Annotated in this window: 15 protein-coding genes; 14 read left to right on the top strand and 1 reads right to left on the bottom strand. The window is 59.6% G+C overall.

The features are described 5' to 3' along the window. Positions 1-14: 14 nt before the first annotated feature. Positions 15-791: an SDR family oxidoreductase gene (locus AC522E_RS18255; protein WP_500747648.1), complete on the bottom strand. Its 777-nt coding sequence runs from the start codon at positions 789-791 to the stop codon at positions 15-17. Between the two features lie 148 nt (positions 792-939). Between AC522E_RS18255 and AC522E_RS18260 the strand changes: the two genes are divergently transcribed. The 14 genes from AC522E_RS18260 to AC522E_RS18325 all read left to right on the top strand — a co-directional run bounded on the left by AC522E_RS18260 (position 940) and on the right by AC522E_RS18325 (position 19,677). Next, the gene (locus AC522E_RS18260; RefSeq protein ID WP_500747649.1) at positions 940-2,085 is read left to right on the top strand and encodes a mandelate racemase/muconate lactonizing enzyme family protein; all 1,146 of its coding nucleotides are present in this window, start codon (positions 940-942) and stop codon (positions 2,083-2,085) included. A gap of 12 nt (positions 2,086-2,097) precedes the next feature. Continuing rightward, positions 2,098-2,973 carry a RidA family protein gene (locus tag AC522E_RS18265; protein WP_500747650.1) on the top strand — a complete coding sequence of 292 codons (876 nt, stop codon included), beginning with the start codon at positions 2,098-2,100 and terminating at the stop codon, positions 2,971-2,973. Continuing rightward, the gene (locus tag AC522E_RS18270; RefSeq protein ID WP_500747651.1) at positions 2,970-3,722 is read left to right on the top strand and encodes a creatininase family protein; all 753 of its coding nucleotides are present in this window, start codon (positions 2,970-2,972) and stop codon (positions 3,720-3,722) included. Before AC522E_RS18265 ends, AC522E_RS18270 begins: the two co-directional genes overlap by 4 nt. Before the next feature lie 841 nt (positions 3,723-4,563). Next, positions 4,564-5,070: a chemotaxis protein CheW gene (locus AC522E_RS18275; RefSeq protein ID WP_500747652.1), complete on the top strand. Its 507-nt coding sequence runs from the start codon at positions 4,564-4,566 to the stop codon at positions 5,068-5,070. Then, the gene (locus AC522E_RS18280; protein WP_500747653.1) at positions 5,070-6,515 is read left to right on the top strand and encodes a CheR family methyltransferase; all 1,446 of its coding nucleotides are present in this window, start codon (positions 5,070-5,072) and stop codon (positions 6,513-6,515) included. Before AC522E_RS18275 ends, AC522E_RS18280 begins: the two co-directional genes overlap by 1 nt. Position 6,516: 1 nt before the next feature. Continuing rightward, positions 6,517-7,119: a chemotaxis protein CheW gene (locus AC522E_RS18285; RefSeq protein ID WP_500747654.1), complete on the top strand. Its 603-nt coding sequence runs from the start codon at positions 6,517-6,519 to the stop codon at positions 7,117-7,119. Continuing rightward, positions 7,116-8,792, top strand: coding sequence for a methyl-accepting chemotaxis protein (locus AC522E_RS18290; protein ID WP_500747655.1), 1,677 nt, complete (start codon positions 7,116-7,118; stop codon positions 8,790-8,792). The genes AC522E_RS18285 and AC522E_RS18290 overlap by 4 nt, the downstream gene beginning before the upstream one ends. A 27-nt stretch (positions 8,793-8,819) precedes the next feature. Next, entirely contained in the window at positions 8,820-11,078 is a 2,259-nt protein-coding gene (locus AC522E_RS18295) for a response regulator (protein WP_500747656.1), read from the top strand. Further along, positions 11,075-12,148 carry a chemotaxis-specific protein-glutamate methyltransferase CheB gene (gene cheB / locus AC522E_RS18300; RefSeq protein WP_500747657.1) on the top strand — a complete coding sequence of 358 codons (1,074 nt, stop codon included), beginning with the start codon at positions 11,075-11,077 and terminating at the stop codon, positions 12,146-12,148. Before AC522E_RS18295 ends, cheB begins: the two co-directional genes overlap by 4 nt. Then, positions 12,145-13,884 carry a response regulator gene (locus AC522E_RS18305; RefSeq protein ID WP_500747658.1) on the top strand — a complete coding sequence of 580 codons (1,740 nt, stop codon included), beginning with the start codon at positions 12,145-12,147 and terminating at the stop codon, positions 13,882-13,884. Before cheB ends, AC522E_RS18305 begins: the two co-directional genes overlap by 4 nt. Next, positions 13,881-15,800, top strand: coding sequence for a response regulator (locus AC522E_RS18310; RefSeq protein WP_500747659.1), 1,920 nt, complete (start codon positions 13,881-13,883; stop codon positions 15,798-15,800). The genes AC522E_RS18305 and AC522E_RS18310 overlap by 4 nt, the downstream gene beginning before the upstream one ends. Positions 15,801-16,093: 293 nt before the next feature. Next, the gene (locus AC522E_RS18315; RefSeq protein ID WP_500747660.1) at positions 16,094-17,695 is read left to right on the top strand and encodes an ABC transporter substrate-binding protein; all 1,602 of its coding nucleotides are present in this window, start codon (positions 16,094-16,096) and stop codon (positions 17,693-17,695) included. Positions 17,696-17,758: 63 nt separating this feature from the next. Continuing rightward, entirely contained in the window at positions 17,759-18,769 is a 1,011-nt protein-coding gene (locus AC522E_RS18320) for an ABC transporter permease subunit (RefSeq protein ID WP_500747661.1), read from the top strand. Continuing rightward, a complete protein-coding gene (locus AC522E_RS18325) occupies positions 18,766-19,677 on the top strand; it encodes an ABC transporter permease subunit (RefSeq protein WP_500747662.1) in 912 nt (303 codons plus the stop codon). The genes AC522E_RS18320 and AC522E_RS18325 overlap by 4 nt, the downstream gene beginning before the upstream one ends.

A 19,677-nucleotide genomic window follows, 5' to 3' on the forward strand; every position in this document is an offset into this window, starting at 1 on the left:
TGCGCCGCCTTGCTCTAGAATTCTTCTCCACAGAATTCGCGCGCCATGGTCGCCGAGCCAACCGACAATCCACCATCGACTGGCAGGACGACGCCTGTGATCATGCGCGCATCCGGTCCGATCAGGAACGCGGCCACGCCTGCGACGTCCTCGGGGATGCAGACATCGCCCAAGGGATACCAACGCTTCAGACGCTCGAAGATTTCAGGATTTTGCTCCACACGAGCTTTCCAGGCCTGGGTCTTGACGCTGCCCGGAGCAATGGCATTGGCACGAATGCCATACCGTCCCAGTTCTACGGCCAGAAACCGGGTCAGCTGCGCGAGGCCTGCCTTGGCGGCGCTGTAGGCCGGATAACCATAGATCCCCGTCCCATTGACCGAAGAGATATTGACAACCGTTCCGCGGCGGCGCGCGACCATTCCGTCCTGCACCGCGCGGACGCATCGCCACGCCCCATTGAGATTAAGCTCGATATCGGCCAGCCACGCAGCTTCGGAAGTGGTGGCAAGGGTGGGGCTGACGACACCCCCCGCATTATTGACAAGGACATCGATTGGGCCGAGGCGCATTTCCACCTGTGCGACGGCACTGGCTACAGAAGAAAGATCAGTGATGTCGGCCGCAACCGGCATCAGGCTTATCGGAGCATCGATCGCACGGGCGACTTCCCGGAGGGCCGATGCGTCCTTGTCGAGCATGGCAACGCGATGACCGTCCCGCAGAAATCTTGCGCACAGTGCACGGCCGATGTCTCCCGCGCCTCCCGTTACGATAATCGTCTGTCCCATGACCTCGCTCCTGTCTCCTCTGCGAGCTATAACGAAAATGTAGCGCGATGAAAATCAGACGACGAGAACGCAGAACATTGCGATAAATTCCGTTGTTTCACTACTTTTTTCGATCTAGTCTTCCTGCCTACACTTTCATCGGTGCCGCATGGATCCCAACGCCAAAACCATTGTCCGTTTCGACTACGAAGAGGTCATCGTTCCCGCTCGCCCTGGGGTGATTAATTCCGAGAGCCTGAACAAGCCGCTCCATATGCTTCCTGTCGGCGGAAAGCGGGCCTGGTCGGTGCAGTTCGACGAATTGCCGAAACTCATTCTGCGGATGACGCTGAAGGACGGGACCGTCGGTCTGTCGGAGTTCTACCGGGATCACAACTGGTCGATCATCGAGAATGTCTCCAACATGCTTCTCGGCCAAAGCATTGCCGTAATGCCTCTGCAAGACCTGCCGATTGCGCTGTGCCGCGAGTATGATGGGTTCGAATGTGCCATTTGGGATGCCTATGCAAAATCCCTTGGCGTCCCGATGCATCGCCTTCTCGGTGGCGCAATCCGTAATCATGTTAAGATCAGCGCGTGGTCGAGCCACCGTACTGTAGGCGAAATCGGTCCCTGGGTCAGGCAATATCATGAGCAAGGTTTCGACTGCATCAAGTTCAAGTGCGACCTTGAAGATGATGTGGTGGCTTGGTGCAGGGAAATCAGGATGCACGCTCCTGGCATGAAGGTGATCTTCGACCCGAACCAGCGGTGGGAGAATTCGGGGAATGCGCGCCCGATCATCCGCGAGCTCGAAAAGGTCGGCAACGTTCTTCTGCTTGAAGATCCGATCCAGCGGTGGATGATCCAGGATTACGCCAATCTCCGTCAGTTTAGCGCCATTCCGATCGCCCTTCACGTGTCCTTGCCTTATGTCTTCCAGGGCCAGCGCCCCTATGAGGCCGTGAACGCCATCGCCCATGGCGCAGTCGATGGATTCAATTTCAATGGAGGCCTCGCCAAATTCAAGGCCCTTGCGGATCTTGCGGCGATAACGGGAGTGCCGTGCTGGCATGGATCGGAGGTGGACCTTGGTATTCTGGAGGCGATGTACGTGCACCAGAGCGCTGCCGCCGCGAGTTGCACTTGGCCGGGCGACATTTTCGGCCGCATGATCCGTTCGCATGATCTGCTCAGGACGCCGCTCGCCATCACGCCGCCCTATATCCACCTTCCACAAGGCCCTGGCCTTGGCATTGAGCTCGACGATGAGGCGATCCATCGCTTCAAGGTGTCGGAGCGGACATTCCGCTGAGGTGTCTCGATCATGAGCGATATCAATCCTTTTCCGCCCGCCGACGAGGCGCGTCATGCGATCTGGGAGATGCTCGTCCGCCGGGATATCGACGCTTTCGTGGCCGGTGACTGGGAGGCGCATTTCCACGATTTTGCACCTGATGTATTCTTCGGTATCGACGCACGGTTTTCTGACAACCCAGACAGTTGGCGCATCACTTATGCGAGCATCGACCGCTATCGTGAGGCTTGGCTGGCTGGCGCGAAAGAGCTCAAGGGCCGGATCTCGAACGACAGCATGCGACAATCTCTCTTCGGCCTCACCGGCCTTCAGGATATCGAGATCATGGGCGACTTCGCGCTGGCGCGAAAGAAGTTCGATGGCTCCATTCGTCTGGACGATGGAGAGACGGTGACGTTGCGCTGGCAGACACAGTATTTCTGCCGGAACATCGGGAGGCGCTGGCGGATCGCGGGCTTCCTCGGCTATCTCCCCAATCCCATGGGATCGAGCCATACTCCTGCAACTGTCAAACATGTTCCGGCCGCCACACAGGCGCCCGGCCATGGTCCCTATTCGCCGGTGATCGAAGTCGCCCCGGGTCGGATTGTCGTGATCTCGGGACAGGCCGGCGTCGGAGCCGACGGAAGAACTGTCGGTGCCGATATCCGTGCGCAGGCCCGGACAACGATCGAGAATTGCGCCATGCAATTGCGCAGCGCCGGATGTACCCTGGCCGATGTGTTCAAGGTCAATGTCTATATGACCGACTTGAACGACTGGCCTGCCTTCAACGAGGTCTATGCCGAGATGATGCCGCAACCCCTGCCGGTGAGGACAGCGGTCGAAACAAGACTCCTGCGGGATTTTGTTGTCGAGATCGAACTCTGGGCGGTGAAGCCATGAGGTGGGAGAAGCTCACGACGCGCGAGATCGGTTCACTCGACCGCGCAACGCCCGTCATCATGAATATCGCGGCCATCGAACAGCATGGCCCCCACCTGCCGCTCGAAACGGACGCCAGGATCGGCGGCCATTTTCTTGATGAACTCGACAAAAGGCTCGGGAATCGGGTGCTCGTCCTGCCTTCGGTTGTCGTCTGCGCATCCGAGCATCATATGGACTTCCCGGGCACCCTTACCGTGCAGCATCAGACCCTGCTGGCATACGTGACCGATATTCTAGCATCGGTCGCTGCGCACGGCTTTACCAATATACTCCTGTTCAACAGCCACGGCGGCAACCAGGCTATAGGGCAGGTCATTGTCGAGAGCTTCGGTGCACGCCACCGCGATTGCCAGATTGGACTGCTTACGTGGTGGCGGATCGCGACGGATGCGCTGCTTAAAATACAGGATAGCGGTTTCGGTGGCGTCGGTCATGCATGCGAGTTCGAAACATCGTTGATGCTCCATATCGACCAGGTCAGCGTCCGTAAGGATCAAATTGTCGGATTCAGTCACGATATGACCTACGAGTGGGCGAACTCGGATCTGCTGAGGAGCGGGCGCGGCTCCCTGTTCAGAACCATGGCAGATATCTCCGGAGGCACTGGCGTTGTTGGGGACCCAAGTCGGGCGTCAGCGGCAAAAGGTGCAGAGATCAGTCGAATCGTTGTTGATGCGCTCTGCGATATCGTCCTGTCTCTAAAATGACACACACTATATCAAGTTCTGTACAGGCGAGGATCTTCCCATCAAGCCAGAGGCCCCGGCATCGGTACCGGCTCCTTCTGACACGGCTGTCGCGGTATTGGCGCCGCCCGCAAGAAAAGCCCAGAAAGTCGAGGAGTCGCGCAAGGCGACCTATAACTGACAGGACATGTAGCAGCCGCGCCAGCCCCCAGCCGCCGACGGGTTGCCCACATGGGCAGCGACGGCCGCAACTGCACAACGACGCGATTCGGGTCCACTCTTGCCAGGAGCAGCGCCCAGCCTTGGCTGGTACCTCATGGAGCTGTATTGTCCGATGGAGGCAGTAGCCGCCTTCGATCGGCGGTGAGCCCTGGCAGCGCGACGACCTGGGAACAGACTACATATGGCAAGTTCCGCGCCCATCTGCGTAAGGATCTGGCCAGTGGCGCTGCGGTCGCCCCGCAGGCCCTCAAACCCTGGCGCGGAGGACCGAGCTGAGCGCGGCCATCCTCTCCCACCGCGCCGTTGCAGCCTATCGGGACGGGCAGTGGCAGACATTACTGTAACCCAGGGAGAACGAAGCAGGATCGTACCTGAGCAGAACGACCTGATACTGCTGTGCGGCTGGTCATACTTCAAGCTGGGTCGCTACGACGGTGCAGCGAAGGTTATTCGGGCTGTTCAGCGGACCGGCTACTCGAATGAAGTGGGCATTGGGCCCAACGCCATCATGGGAATCACCGGATAGATCCGCCCATACTGGCCGGCGCCGGATGGAGAGGGCTTTGCAGGCCGAGCCTTCCGATCCATATACGAGAGCCGGGATATCCATGTCCCTCTCCTGATACTTAAGTCGCGAGCCATGGCAAACCTGCAGATCATTCTCTTTGACGTGGGCGGAACCCGATGTGCGTTGCGCCGAAACGCCGTGCAGGAACTTCTGCCTCTTCCGCATTTATGGCGCCCGCCGAGCCTTCCCCGGCCAGTTGCCGGATTCTTTAATCTGAGCGGTACGGCAATTCCGGTTATTGAGCTTGACGTCCTATTTGGAATGGACCACGACCGAATCTCTCCCGAAGCCGCGCTTTATCGGCACCTTGTTTTGATACAAGGGATAGCGCCCGACCTGCAGACTGCACTTCTTGTCGATCGGGTCGAGGATTACGTGGAGATCTCCCCATCCCTTCTTTCGCCGGTGCGAGCAGATGAGACCTTGAACGGCTGCGTGGAAGCGGAAATTGATTTCGGTGGAAGGCTTGTTCACCTGCTTTCTCTGCAGCGAATCCTCCTGGCCCAGGAACAGCAGGTACTCATCGAATTAAGTCACCAGGCGCAGAACCGCCTCAATGCATGGTCGGTCGACGCTTGATGGTCCGGGAACGCGCTTCCAAACTCGAATTCGATGCTGGTTTTTCACGTTTGAAGAACCGTGTGATCGAACGAACAGGGCATTATTATTATCAGGACAAGGATGACCTGCTTTGGGAGCGGGTTAGGAAGCGCCTGCGAGCGACAGGCTGCGGAGATGCTGCCGGCTACCTGGAATATCTCGACGATCCGGATCTCGGACCTGAGGAATGGGCCCACCTTGAAGCCGGAATCACTATCGGGGAGACCTTCTTCTTCCGCTATGCCGAGCAATTCACGGTCCTTCGGGAAAGGATTTTGCCCGAGATCATCGAACATCGGCGAAAGGAACGACGCTTGCGCATCTGGAGCGCAGGCTGCGCTACCGGCGCTGAGCCATATTCCATCGCTATCCTGGTGAACCAGCTGCTTGGGGATGACCTTCAGAATTGGCGTATCAGCATCATCGGCTCCGACATCAACGAGGCGTTTCTTGAAACGGCGCGTCGTGCCTCATTCGGCCGCTGGCCGCTCCGGACTCTTTCCCGCCAAGATCTCGCAACGTTCTTCGAGCCCATGGAATCCGATGGCCGGTGGCGATTGAAGAAGGAATATCGTGCGCTTGTCCGGTTCGAACGGCACAATCTTCTAAGCCTGCTCGACGGGACATCGCCACTACAATTCACTGAGTTCGATCTCGTCCTGTGCCGGAATGTATTGATCTATTTTCATCCTGCCGCAGTAGTTCAAATCGTCGGGGCTCTGAATAATACGCTGCGCGAGGGTGGTTGGATGCTGCTGGGGCACGCAGAACCGAACCCGACTTTCGCCAGCTTTCTCGAGGTCGTCAATCTGCCTGGGACCACTGCCTACCGTCGCGGACCTGCCGCGACGCCCGGCTCCGAGGCGTCCCTTGGGCGCATCCAGGCACTGCCACTGCTGCCTCAGCTACCTCCCTTGCCGCCAGTTCGGCAGCCTCTGCCGAGGCAACCCGCCCGAAGACAACCTGTTCCTCCGTCAGTGGATCGACCTGCCCTTGCCGAGCCACTCTATCCCGGCACCCTGCTTGCCGAAATCCGAGCTCTCGCCAATGCGGGTCGGTTCGGTGAGGCGGAAAAGCTTTGCCAAAAGGCGCTTGCGGACACCCCTCTGAACCCGGTTCTTCATTATTTCGAAGGTCTCACTGCCCAGGCTATGCATAGGCCTAGTACGGCCGAGAAGGCCTTTCGCCGGAGCATCTATCTCGATAAGAACTTTGCTATGGCTCACTACCACCTTGGACTTCTGCTTCTGGCGGATCGGCGACCTGAGGCGGGACGACGCTCCCTCGCCAATGCGGCGCGCATTGTTTCCCTCATGCCTGGTGAGACAGTGCTTGACGAGGCCGATGGGCTGACGGCCCAGGAGATGCGCGACCTCGTGCGCCTGCACCTTGGCGTTCTGGTTCAGTCCGGTATAGGGAGCTGACATGGCGAAATCACTTCGTCGAAAGCTGAGGCAGATTAACCGTGCGGGAGTGTTTTCTGCTGAAGAGAGAACGCGCCAGATCCTCGACGAGCGAACAGAAAGACTGGCAGCCCGCTCAGAGAAGAACGAAGCGGCGGCTGCTGATTCATCAACGGTGCTGATTTGCGAGGCTGGGCGTGAGAGTTACGGAATTCCGCTCGATGCGGTGGTTGAAGTCCTGCCGGCACGGGAATGCCTTCCCGTGCCGGACGGCCCTTCCCCTCTGGTAGGGCTTCTCGGTAGAAATGGACAGCTTCTTAACGTCATCGATTTGGGAGCCGCCCTGGGCATCGCACCTGCTACCGAAAGCGGTGGCAGGCACTTCGTTCTGCTACGCTGGTCCACCCCCAGAATAGCGTTGCGGGTCGATTACGCTCGCGGCGTCGAAGCTGTCGTGAGGGTCGCGTCTGAGAAAGGCAGCGGTTTCCGCAAGGAGGCTGTCATTGGTTATGCCAAAGCCCAGTCCGATGTTGCCGATCAGGAAAAAATCCTATCTCTTCTGGATATCGACTGCCTTCTTCGCCCCATTCTGTCACCCTTTTCTGCCCCCGGAGCTTCATCGTGACGATCTCGATTGCGAATCGCATCCTCCTCGGCTTTGCCGTCATCGTTGCACTGATGGTTGGCCTCGGTACCTATGCGATCAACCAGCTCGACGATGTCCGGGCCTCCACGGAAACCATTGTTGAGCGTGATCTTTCGCTCATGCGGCAGGTGGAAGCCATCGGCGCTCAGCAGAACGAGATGCGCGCCCTTCGCGAGGAGGTCTTGTCGCGCTTTCTTCTGCGCTCGCTTGGCCAACAGCAGAGTTCTTACGAGAACCTGATCGCCGAATGGGCCCAACGCGCTGCTGCCACCGAATCCGCTCTGTCGCAGACGATTGCCACTGCCAACAACTTTCAGACGCAAGCTGTATCGACCCAGAGAGCGGCGGCATGGCGCCGATTCGTCGACCTGGTGACGGTAGCCGGCGCAAAGTTCCGCCAGTTGAAATCCGAGTCCGAAAGACAGTTCGCTGCTTTCCAGAGCAATGACCTTGCAACTGTCCTAACGACGCAGACCTCTCTGAATGCAGCTCGCAGCGACTGGGTGAAAGCCTTGGAGGAGACAAGGGGAATCCTAGGGGAAGCTATTGCTGCGGGCCAACGCCGCGTCACGCAAACCTACGACCAAAGTCGCCTCTCGATCATACTCGCCCTCATGGGAGTCGCGATTCTGAGCATTCTGATCGCTTATGTCCTGCGCTCGTCCATTGCCAATCCGCTAAGTGCCTTCATGCAGTTCGTGGAGCGCGTCGGACGTGGCGACCTAGCTGGGCAAACCGCGACGGCCGGAAGCGATGAGATTGGACGCCTAGGAGCAACCCTCAACGATATGGTCGACGGCCTGCGGCAGTTGGCCAAGCAAAGCCGCGAGGCGACAGAAAACCTTAATGCGGCGGCGGCGGAGATTCGCGCGTCTACACAGGAGCAGGCGGCTAGCGTAGAGGAGCAACTCGCCGCTGTACAGGAAACAGCCGCAACGGTGGATGAGATTACTCATGCAGGCGCACAGATCGGCAAGCGGGCTCAGGAGGTCATTGCCTCCGCGCAGGCAACAGCTCAAACCAGCGTCGCCGGCCTCCAGGCAGTCGACGACACAGCGCTGGCGATGGATGCAATCCGCGAGCAGGCGGAGGCCGTTGCCGAGAACATCGTGGCCTTGAGCGAAAAGACCCAGGCGGTCGGCGAGATCATCTCTTCCGTCAACGACATCTCCGAGAGGACGCACCTGCTGGCGCTCAATGCCGCCATCGAGGCTGCCGCCGCTGGAGAAAATGGGCGCAGCTTTGCGGTTGTCGCCTCTGAGATGAAGGTCCTGGCCGATCAGGCAAAGGATGCGACCGGACAGGTTCGTTCTATCCTGGGCGATATCCAGCGCGGCATCAACGCATCTGTGATGCTCACGGAGGAAGCCGTCAAGCGCGTTGGTGCTGGCAAGGAACGTACTGATATGACGCAGCAGACCATTACGGAGATTTCGAGCCGCGTTCAGGAGAGCGTCCAGACCTTCCAGCAGATCGTCGCCTCCACCAACCAGCAACAGCTTGGAATTGAACAGGTGATGGGTGCGCTCCAGAACATCCGCCAGGCGAGCCAGCAGACAGCCGCTGGCACCCGCCAGCTCGATGCCGCGGCGGCAAACCTTTCCGATCTGTCGCAACAACTCCTCGCTCTGGTCGAGCGATATCGGGTGTAGGACTAGGGGAATTGAAAGAGTAGCCCTGTGACGGACATCCGCAAACAATTGCTCGCCGCGTTCGAGGTGGAACACCGGGAGCATCTGCACGCGATCCGGGAGGCGCTCGACCTGGCAGGAAGCGGTGTGCCCATCGAGATGGCGGATATCTTTCGCCGCGCCCACTCTTTGAAAGGAGCCGCCCGGGCGGTCGATCTTCCGGCCGTCGAGGAGATGGCCCACCATTTGGAGACCTTATTCTCAAACATCATCGAAGATGATCAAGCGCTCGATGAGGCGGCGATCGCTAGAGTGCGCACGAGTCTCGATACCATCGAGGATCGCGTTGCCGAGGCGTTACGCCCGTCCAGCAGCGCCTCGCCCGAAAAGATCTTACCGGCACCATTGCAGAAATCTGGGGCGAAGGCTCCTCGTTCTGCTGGCCCGATGGCACCCACGGTGGCAAAGTCGCCACCTGCACCGACTGGTGATCAGGCAGCAGAACCAGGAGCCGGAACCTATCTTCGGGTGGCGGCCGAGCAGATCGAGGAGCTCTCGATTTCTATGCATCAACTCCTCTCGGAGTTGCAGGCGGATGAAGCGATGGCCGCCACACTTCATGGGGTCGAACTCGATATCCGGGGCTTGAGACGCAACTGGGATGCCCTCCATGCCCAGATGGTCTCAATGTCGATGCCGCAGCGGGTCTCAGAATTTCCAGGCGGAATGGCACGCACCACGTCAACCCGCCTCCGGGATTTTGACCAGGATCTGAAAGGCCTGTTCCGTAAACTGTCGGCCTTATCCCGCAATCACAAGCTGTCGAGCTGGACGATGGATCAGGCTGCTCGACAGGTGCAGGAAGGTATCGAGCGGGTTTCGCTCGTCTCCGCAGAAACGGTTTTTGGAACGTTCGGCCACATGGTCCGTGAGATCGCGCGCGAGGAGGGGCGGGATGTGAATGTCCGTGTGACCGGCCTTGAGATCCAGGCGGACCGCCGGGTGCTTCAGGCCCTTAAGGATCCGGTCATGCATCTTCTCCGGAACGCTGTCAGCCATGGGGCCGAGGATATGGCCGAGCGCGTCGCCAAGGGCAAACCGGAGGCGACGGAGGTCGCTCTCGAGCTGGCCTCGCGCGGTGGACGCCTCACTGTCAGCGTCCGTGATGACGGGCGCGGGCCGGACCTTGTGCGGATCGAGCAGGTCGCTATTGACCGGGGTCTGCTCCGGCCGCGGGGCGACAACGACCCAGCGCCAATGACGGACCAGTTGCTGTCGCTGGTGTTCGCACCAGGCTTCTCAACAGCGGGCGCGATCGACCGCCTGTCCGGCCGTGGCATGGGGCTCTCCGTGGTCGCGGAAGCGATCCGCAATCTGCATGGATCCGTCCTTCTAAGGCCTCGCTTTCCATGGGGAACCGAGGCGCTTCTGTCCGTGCCCTTTACAGCCGCGCGCCACCCCCTTTTGCTGGTCGAGGCGGAAGGGCGAGCGTTCGGACTTCCCGCACATGGAATCGAGCGCCTGCTCCGGCTGAGGGCACAGTCGCTGGAAAGTGTCGAAGGACGTCCTGTCGCGCGGATCGATATACGGGGTCAGGACGTTGTTGTTCCCGTCGTCGCTCTTGCCGCCCTGACCGGTTCGCCGAATGCGCCAATTCCAATCGAGGCTGGACATACGAAAGCCGTTCTGGTCCGACACGGATCCCGCTATTGTGCCCTGGCGGTCAATGCCCTTCATGATGTCCGCACTATGCTGGTGAACGAAGTCCACGCCATTGGTCTCGGCGACATGGTAACAGGCACCGTTCTTCTGGACGACGAGATGCCTGCCCTCGTTCTCAGCTCCGAACTCCTGGTTGAGCACTGGGTCCGCAACGAGAGCCGCCTAGCCGCCGGTGGCCTCGGCCTTGCAGAATGGGCGGTGACAGCGAAAGAGCACGGCCCAGCGATTCTGGTCGTCGATGATTCCATTACGACCCGCACACTTGAAAAGAGCATTCTCGAGGCGCAGGGTTACCGTGTTCTGCTGAGCGTCGACGGTATCGATGCCCTCAACGTGCTACGTTCCGGTGAGGAGATGGTTGATCTCATCATTGCTGATGTGGAGATGCCGCGTATGGATGGATTTGGCCTTCTGCAGGCGATCAAGACAGATCCGCGATTGGCAGCGACACCCGTTATCCTGATGACCTCAAGGGCAGATCCTGCGGACGTTCGTCGAGGACTCGATCTCGGAGCCAGTGCCTACATCACCAAGCAGAAGTTCGACCAGCGCGAGCTTCTGGCAACGATAGGACAGCTTCTATGACCGCCGCCTCGCAATCGCGCGTTCGCGTGATGGTCGTTGAGGATTCGTTGGTCATTCGCCAGCTTCTCGCTCATATCATCGCTCGTGATCCGCGCTTGATCCTGGCCGCTGCAGTTGGATCCGCAGAGGAGGCTCTGCGGGAGATCGGGCGTGTTCAGCCCGATGTGATTTCCATGGATATCCGCCTCCCCGGCATGGACGGCCTCGAAGCGACCCGCCGCATCATGTCCGAGCGCCCGACACCGATTGTGGTGATCGCGGGCAGCGTGGAGGATTCCGCACTTCGGATTTCGATGAATGCGTTGCGTGCGGGCGCACTGTCCGTGGTGGAGAAGCCCGTCGGCGTCACAAGTGCCGGATATGACAGTATTGCCGAAACAATTTGCACCCAGCTCTACATCATGAGTCAGGTTTCCGTAGTGCGGCGGAGATCATTCGCATGGCGGTCGGAGACGGGAACGCAGCCGTCCTGGAGGGACGAGGTCGGCAGCTCCGTTCGGCCTGCGGTTCTCGGCATAGCCGCCTCTACGGGCGGACCTCCCGCCATCGCTAAGATCCTGAGTGCTCTGCCGGGAGACTTTCCGATCCCCATTCTTCTGGTCCAGCACATGGGTGCGCCCTTCATGGAGGGTTTTGCTTCCTGGCTGAATGGGCTGGTCGCTCTCGAAGTCCGCCTCGCCCGGGATCAGGAAATTCCGTTGTCGGGTAAGGTCTATGTCGCCCCGGGCGACAGTCATTTGCTGCTGTCGCCAGCTGGAACCCTGCGCCTGAGCGCCTCGCCTCCGGTCGGCGGACAAAGACCTTCCGCGACCCTGATGTTCGAATCGATTGCCGAGACCGCTGGTGGGAAGGGCCTGGGTGTTCTTCTTACCGGCATGGGAGAGGATGGTGCGAAGGGGCTTACGGACCTCCGCCACGTCGGGGGCTATACGGTCGCGGAGGACGAGAGCACAGCGGTCGTCTATGGTATGCCGGCCGCCGCTGTTCGCATGGGTGGCGCCCGTGTCAGTCTGCCGCTCGACCTCATCGCCCCGCGCCTCCTCCGCCTTGCCAGAGGAGATGGTGAATGAGCACAAGTCCCGCCGCGCCGGCGGCTCGCATTCTCCTTGTCGAGGACTCGGAGACCCAGGCGCTCCAACTCCGACATATGTTGCAGACAAATGGATTTGCTGTGGACTGGCAAGCCACCGCGGAAGCCGCCCTCGACAGCCTCAATGTGGGACTACCTGACCTTGTGATCGCCGACTACCACCTACCGGGTATGAACGGTGACGAGTTGTCGCGCCAGATGCGCCTGAACGTTCGGACCCGTGCCATTCCGGTCATCATGCTTACAGAAGCGCGGGAACGAGCTGTCGAGCGGCAGGGCCTTGAAAGCGGGGCGGATGCCTATATCTCGAAGGCGGCCGAGCAGGATCTGATCATCCTTCGGATCAAGGCGCTTATGCGGCGTCGGTCCGCGCCGGATTTCAAGGAAGGGCGGGAGGCTCCGAGCTTCAGTACGTTCCGGCGCGCCCGCCTCCTGGTCGTCGACAACAGCCTGACCCGGCGGACGCATCTTCAGGACCTGCTCAGCCGTGAAGGGTATGAGGTCACAATGACTTCGACACCGGCTGAAACTCTAAAGCTCGTCAGTGGACCCGGCGTGTCGTGGGACTGCATTCTCGTCAACATTCTCAGTCCAAGCTTCGATGGCATCGAGCTGTGCCGGCAGCTGAATTCCTATCGCGGCCTTGCAACTCTGCCAGGAATGGAGCTGCCCAGTTTTTCCATCGTTGGCCTGGGCAACGAAGAGGGGGGCGACATCCTGGCCCGTGCCTTCGCGGTCGGAGCAGACGACGTCGTCCCGGTGACGGCCGAGCCGGACGCGATGCGGGTCCGCATTCGGGCCCTTGTCCGGCGAAAGCTTTTGCAGGATGAAAACTGGCGCATCGAAATAGAGTTGCGAGAGCGGGATCTTGCCGTCGAGCGGGCACGTGCCGAGGCGGCCTCAGCAGAAGCACGGGCTTCCCTTGCAGGAGCGCTCGCGAAAGCCAATTTTCAGCTCGAGCAGGCCAACCATCAACTCCGTGAGACCCAAGCCAAGCTCGTGCAAGCGGCCAAGATGGCCTCTCTGGGCGAGCTAGTGGCGGGCATCGCACACGAAATCAACAATCCGCTGGCCTTCATCATGGCGCACCAGGGGACGATCGAACGTCTGCTCAAAGATATTTCAGGCAAGGTGCCGGCCGAGCTCGGACTTGAGCGCCCCCTTGGTAAGGCCCTTGAGCGCGTTAGTGCGATGAAACTGGGGCTGGGGCGGATTCAGGAACTCGTTCTCAACCTGCGGCGCTTCTCACGCTTGGACGAAGGCGGATTTCAAACGATCAACGTCCGCGAATCCATCGAGACGGTTCTCGCGCTGCTCGGCCATAAGCTTGGCACGCGCATTGACGTCCGCCGCCATTATGGTGGAGCTCCCGATCTGTACTGTTCCCCTGCACTGCTCAATCAGGTGGTCATGAACATCATTGGCAATGCCGCCGATGCGATTGTTGGAACGGGCGCCATCCAGATTGAAACGTCGAGCGACGATACAACATATAATATCCAGATCAGCGATACCGGCCCCGGCATCCCGGCACAGGTGCGCGAGCGAATCTTCGAACCGTTCTTCACGACCAAGCCGGTCGGAGCAGGAACTGGACTCGGCCTTGCGATCGCATATAGCGTTGTCGAGGCCCACAAGGGAACGATAGCGGTTGACGAGGGTCCGTTGGGCGGCGCCCGCTTCACCGTTACAATCCCAAGGCAGAACGTTGAATGACCGCGGCAAACGAGTCTCTCTCCAAGCTTGGCACGATTCTGGTCGTTGATGACGAACCGGACATTCTTGTCGCGATCGAAGATCTGTTCGAAGAAGATTATCGGGTGCTGACTTCGTCGTCGCCCACCAAGGCACTCGAGATTCTTCGAAAGGAACCCGATGTTGCGGTCATTATCTCGGACCAACGTATGCCCGAGATGCAGGGAGATGAGTTTCTGGCCAAGGCACGCGTGCACAGCGACGCAGAGGCCATTCTGCTCACAGGCTACGCCGACTTAAAGGCAGTGATCGGCGCGGTGAACAAGGGCCGGATCATGGCCTTCGCACCGAAGCCGTGGGATCCTGCAGCGCTGTCTGGCATGGTTGTATCCGCATCCGAGCGGCATCGACTGGCTCGTGAGCTGAACACTGAACGGGCGTTGCTCCGTGGCCTTATGGAGAGCATTAGCGACCAGATTTCCTTCAAGGATCCCGACGGCCGTTTCGTGCGGGTAAACAGCAGCAAGGCAGCAAGCCTCAACCTGAGCGTCGAGGGCTGCCTAGGTCGAAAGGAGAGCGACCTCGTTTCGAGAGATCGGTCCAATGCCATTGTCCAGGCCGAACGGCAGGCTGTTGAAGCTCGCGGCCCTGTCGAGCAGGTCGAGGAGCGGTACGGTGCAGATGGGAACTCCCAATGGTTCCTCGTCACCCAGATTCCGATCCTCGACCAGTCTCGCAATGTGACGACGATCGCGACGATTGAGCGCGACATCACAGAGCGCAAGTTGATGGAAATGCGACTGCGGCAGGCCGACAAGATGCAGGCGCTGGGAACATTGGCTGGCGGTGTCGCGCACGATTTCAACAACCTCCTCATGGCCGTTCTCGGCAGTCTAGATCTTGCTTCACGCAGAGCACCCGACGATCCACGCCTCAACAGGCTTCTGAAGAATGCGATCTATGCGGCCGAGCGGGGTGCTTCATTGACCCAGCGCCTCCTGAGCTTCAGTCGTCAGCGGGACCTTCGGCTTCAGACCGTAGATGTCAATCGCGTCATCGGAGACATGAATGACCTTCTCCTACGCACTTTAGGAGGAGTGATACGTGTCGAGAAGAACCTCGCTGAGGATCTTTGGATGGCTATCGTCGATCCGGACCAGCTCGAACTTGCTGTGCTGAACCTCTGCATCAATGCCCGCGACGCAATGTCCGAAAACGGCACGCTCACGTTGTCGACACGGAACCAGACCGTCTCGGAGGGACAGATCCCCGACTTAGAGAGCGGCGATTACGTTGTTGTCTCCGTGGCTGATACAGGCGCTGGCATTCCTCCTGACATTCTGAACAGAGTACTCGAGCCATTCTTCACCACCAAGGAAGTCGGCAAGGGCACAGGGCTCGGCCTTCCTATGGCCTATGGGCTCGCTCGCCAGTCAGGCGGGACGGTTACCATCGATAGCACGGTCGGCGTTGGCACGAATGTCGAGCTGTATCTGTCCCGCACCGCTGCAGACCGGCGCGAGACGGATCCAGAGGAGATCGCGTCTGCGTCATCGATCCACCGGGTGCGTATTCTGCTCGTGGATGATGACCCGGACGTGAGAGCCGTTACGGCCGCCTATCTGACGGAAATGGGGCACCGGGTCGTAGAGGCCTCCGACGGCGCCTCGGGCATCGATATCCTCCAGGCAGACGACCAAATCGATCTCTTGATCGCGGATTTCGCGATGCCGGGCATGACCGGGCTGGAACTCGCGATTCAGGCCCGCCGGCATCGGCCGAACGTTGCTGTCCTCCTCGTTACTGGATACGCGGATCCGGAGCGCATGCCGGAGGGCTACCCCATGCTGCACAAGCCTTTCAACCAGCGTGAACTGGCATCAAAGGTGACGGAGGCCGTCCAGGCTTCGGCCAAGGCGGGAAAGTCCCTTCCCTAGTGGGACTAGGTCGGGGCCCAAGGTTCCGCTACGGGATCGTTTATCTTCCATCCACAGCCCCGCAGATTGGTAAATTTTCCTCTCGAACACGGCTCACGGCCGGGCGGCCGCCGTCGGAGTCGCGCAAATTTGACGGCTCCTAACCCGAATATCTGCGTCCCCGGGGCTGAAATGGTATATTTTTTCCAAAAGTTTTGAATCCAGGGAGGGACAGATTGACATTGAACGATGTTCGCACCTTAACTCTGTCGCGGAACGGCCATAATCCAGAGCCGTCTCAGAGGACTTTCATAATGAAGAAATCAGCTCTTCTTGCAGCTGTCTGCGTTCCGGCGTTCCTGGCAGCCGCTCCGCTATCGGCCAAGACGCTCGTGTATTGCTCCGAGGGCAGCCCCGAGAACTTCTATCCCGGCGTCAACACCACCGGCACCTCGTTTGACGCCAGCGAGCAGATCTACAACCGCATCGTCGAGTTCGAGCGCGGCGGCACGAAGGTCGTCCCCGGCCTTGCCGAAAAGTGGGATATTTCGGAAGACGGAACGGTCTATACGTTCCATCTGCGCAAGAATGCCAAGTGGCACTCCAACAAGAACTTTACCCCCACACGCAATGCCAACGCGGATGACGTGGTCTTCATGCTCGAACGCCAGTGGAAGGAAGACAATCCCTTCTTCAAGGTGACGAGTCCAAATCATTCCTATTTCGGCGACATGGGCATGCCTGCCCTCCTCAAGTCGGTCGAGAAGGTGGACGACTACACAGTCCGCATCACGCTCAACCGCCCCGAGGCACCTTTCCTTGCCGACCTGGCGATGATGTGGGCCAGCGTCCAGTCTAAGGAATATGCCGATGCCATGATGAAGGCCGGTACGCCTGAAAAGATCGACCAAGAGCCGCTCGGCACGGGTCCGTTCTCTCTCGTGCAGTACCAGAAAGACGCCATCATCCGCTACAAGGCGTTCCCTGACTATTGGAACGGCAAGGCGAAGCTCGACGATCTGGTCTTCTCGATCACGCCGGATGCCTCCGTGCGCTGGGCAAAGCTCCAGAAGGGCGAATGCCACGTCATGCCGTATCCGAACCCGGCGGATCTCCAGGCCATGGAGAAGGATCCGAATGTCACCATCCTCGCCCAGGCCGGCCTGAACATCGGCTATCTTGCCTATAATACGACGAAGAAGCCCTTCGACGATGTCCGCGTCCGCAAGGCGCTGAACATGGCGATGAACAAGAAGGCTATCGTCGAGGCCGTGTTCCTCGGCAGCGGCGTTCCGGCGAAAAACCCGATCCCGCCGTCCATGTGGTCCTACAATGACGCCGTTAAGGACGATCCCTACGATCCGGAGGCCGCCAAGAAGCTGCTTGCGGAAGCCGGCTATCCGAACGGCCTCGAGACCGATCTCTGGGCCATGCCGGTCCAGCGTCCCTACAACCCGAATGCGAAGCGCATCGCAGAGCTGATGCAGGCCGACCTCGCCAAAGTCGGTGTGAAAGCTGAAATCAAGAGCTTTGAGTGGGGTGAGTACCGCAAGCGCATGCAGGCCGGCGAGCACCAGATGGGCATGCTGGGCTGGACGGGCGACAATGGCGACCCGGACAACTTCCTGCACACCCTCCTTGGCTGTGATTCGGCAAAGAGCGCCTCTGGTTCGAACGTTGCGAAGTTCTGCGACAAGAGCTTCGACGATCTCGTAACCAAGGCGAAGGTCACGACCGATATCGGCCAGCGGACGAAGCTCTATGAGCAGGCTCAGGTCGTCTTCAAGGAGAAGGCGCCCTGGTTTACCATCGCTCACGCGGTGCAGCTGAAGCCGGTCCGCAAGGAAGTGGTCGATTTCAAGCTCTCCCCCTTCGGTCGTCACACCTTCTATGGTGTGGACATCAAAGGTAAGTAAGCTCTTTCATCCCACCTCTGGCGGAGCGGCTGAAATGCCGCTCCGCCTTTTTACATTCAAACGATGTTCCGCTTCATCCTCACACGCGTCAGCCTGATCATCCCAACCTTCATCGGGATCACGCTGCTCGCCTTCTTCCTCATCCGTCTCGTCCCGGGCGATCCGATCGAGACCATGGCTGGCGAACGCGGCATCGATGCCGCGCGACACGAGCAGCTGCGTAAGGAGTTCGGCTTCGACAAGCCGGTCTTCGTCCAATACGGCATTTACATCTCACGCGTGCTGCAGGGTGATCTCGGCAAGTCCATTGTCACGCAAGCCCCGGTGTGGGAGGAATTCAAATCGCTGTTCCCGGCCACGATGGAACTGGCAATCTGTGCGATCCTCTTCGCCCTAGTCTTAGGACTCCCCGCCGGCATGCTCGCGGCGATCCGACGAAATTCCATCTTCGATCATGGGGTCATGGGCATATCGCTGACCGGCTATTCCATGCCGATCTTCTGGTGGGGCCTGATCCTGATCCTGGTTTTTTCGGTGCAACTCGATGTGACTCCGGTCTCCGGCCGCATCGACGTTCTCTATTACATCGAGCCGGTCACCGGCTTCCTTCTCATCGATAGCCTCCTGTCGGGGGAGGAGGGAGCTTTCGCTTCCGCAGTCGAGCACCTCATCCTCCCGACGATTGTTCTCGGGACGGTGCCGCTTGCCGTGATCGCCCGCATGACGCGATCTGCCATGCTCGAGGTTCTCGGCGAGGATTACATCCGCACGGCCAAGGCGAAAGGACTCTCCCGTTTTCGCGTGATCGCCCTGCACGCTCTTCGCAATGCGCTTATTCCTGTTGTCACCGTGATCGGTCTCCAGGTTGGTGTTCTGTTCACTGGTGCGATCCTGACCGAGACGATCTTCTCCTGGCCGGGGGTCGGCAAGTGGCTGATCGATGCCATCTTCCGCCGAGACTACCCGGTCCTCCAGGGTGGCGCCCTTCTCCTCGGTATCGTTGTGATGAGCGTCAACCTTCTCGTCGATCTCGCCTACGGTCTTATCAATCCGCGCATCAGGCATAACCGATGACCGCAGAAACCATGGAAGCTCCCGCAGTCGCCGTGCCAACGGCAACGCCCCCACACCCGCTCCGTGAGTTCTGGGGCTATTTCAGCGCCAACAAGGGCGCAGTCGGAGGCCTTGTCGTCATCGCCTTCGTGGTGATTGTCGCACTCCTTGCCGATGTCCTTGCGCCCCACTCGCCCTATGTCACGGACACGTCCATTGCTCTGAAGCCGCCCTTCTGGCAGGAGGGTGGAAGCCTCGCCTACCCGCTCGGAACGGACCCGATCGGTCGCGACATTCTTTCGCGCCTCATCTACGGATCGCGCCTGTCGCTTCTGATCGGTATCGTGATCGTCTCGATCTCGATCGTCCTCGGCACAGTGCTCGGTTTGGTCGCAGGCTTCAGCCGCGGCGTCACAGAGATCTTCATCATGCGCCTGATGGATATCATCCTGACCCTGCCTAGTCTGCTGCTGGCCATCGTCATCGTCGCGGTGCTTGGACCAGGCCTTATCAACTCGATGCTGGCCGTCGCGCTCGTGATCCTGCCGCACTACGTTCGTCTTGCGCGCGCCGCCGTCATCACGGAAACCTCGAAAGATTACGTGACAGCTGCCCGCGTGAGCGGCGCCAGCACGCTGCGTCTCATGTTCAAGGAAGTGCTGCCCAACTGTACAGCACCGCTGATCGTGCAGGCATCACTCGGCATCTCGACCGCGATACTCGATGCCGCGGCGCTCGGCTTCCTCGGCCTCGGCGCACAGCCGCCGGCGCCGGAATGGGGCACAATGCTGGCCGACGCGCGCGAGTTTGTGCTCCGTGCCTGGTGGGTCGTGACCTTTCCGGGCCTTGCAATCCTTATCACTGTGCTGGCCTTCAACCTTCTGGGCGACGGCCTTCGCGACGCCCTCGATCCTAAATTGAAACGCTGA

This window comes from Microvirga sp. BF8, assembly GCF_059888585.1.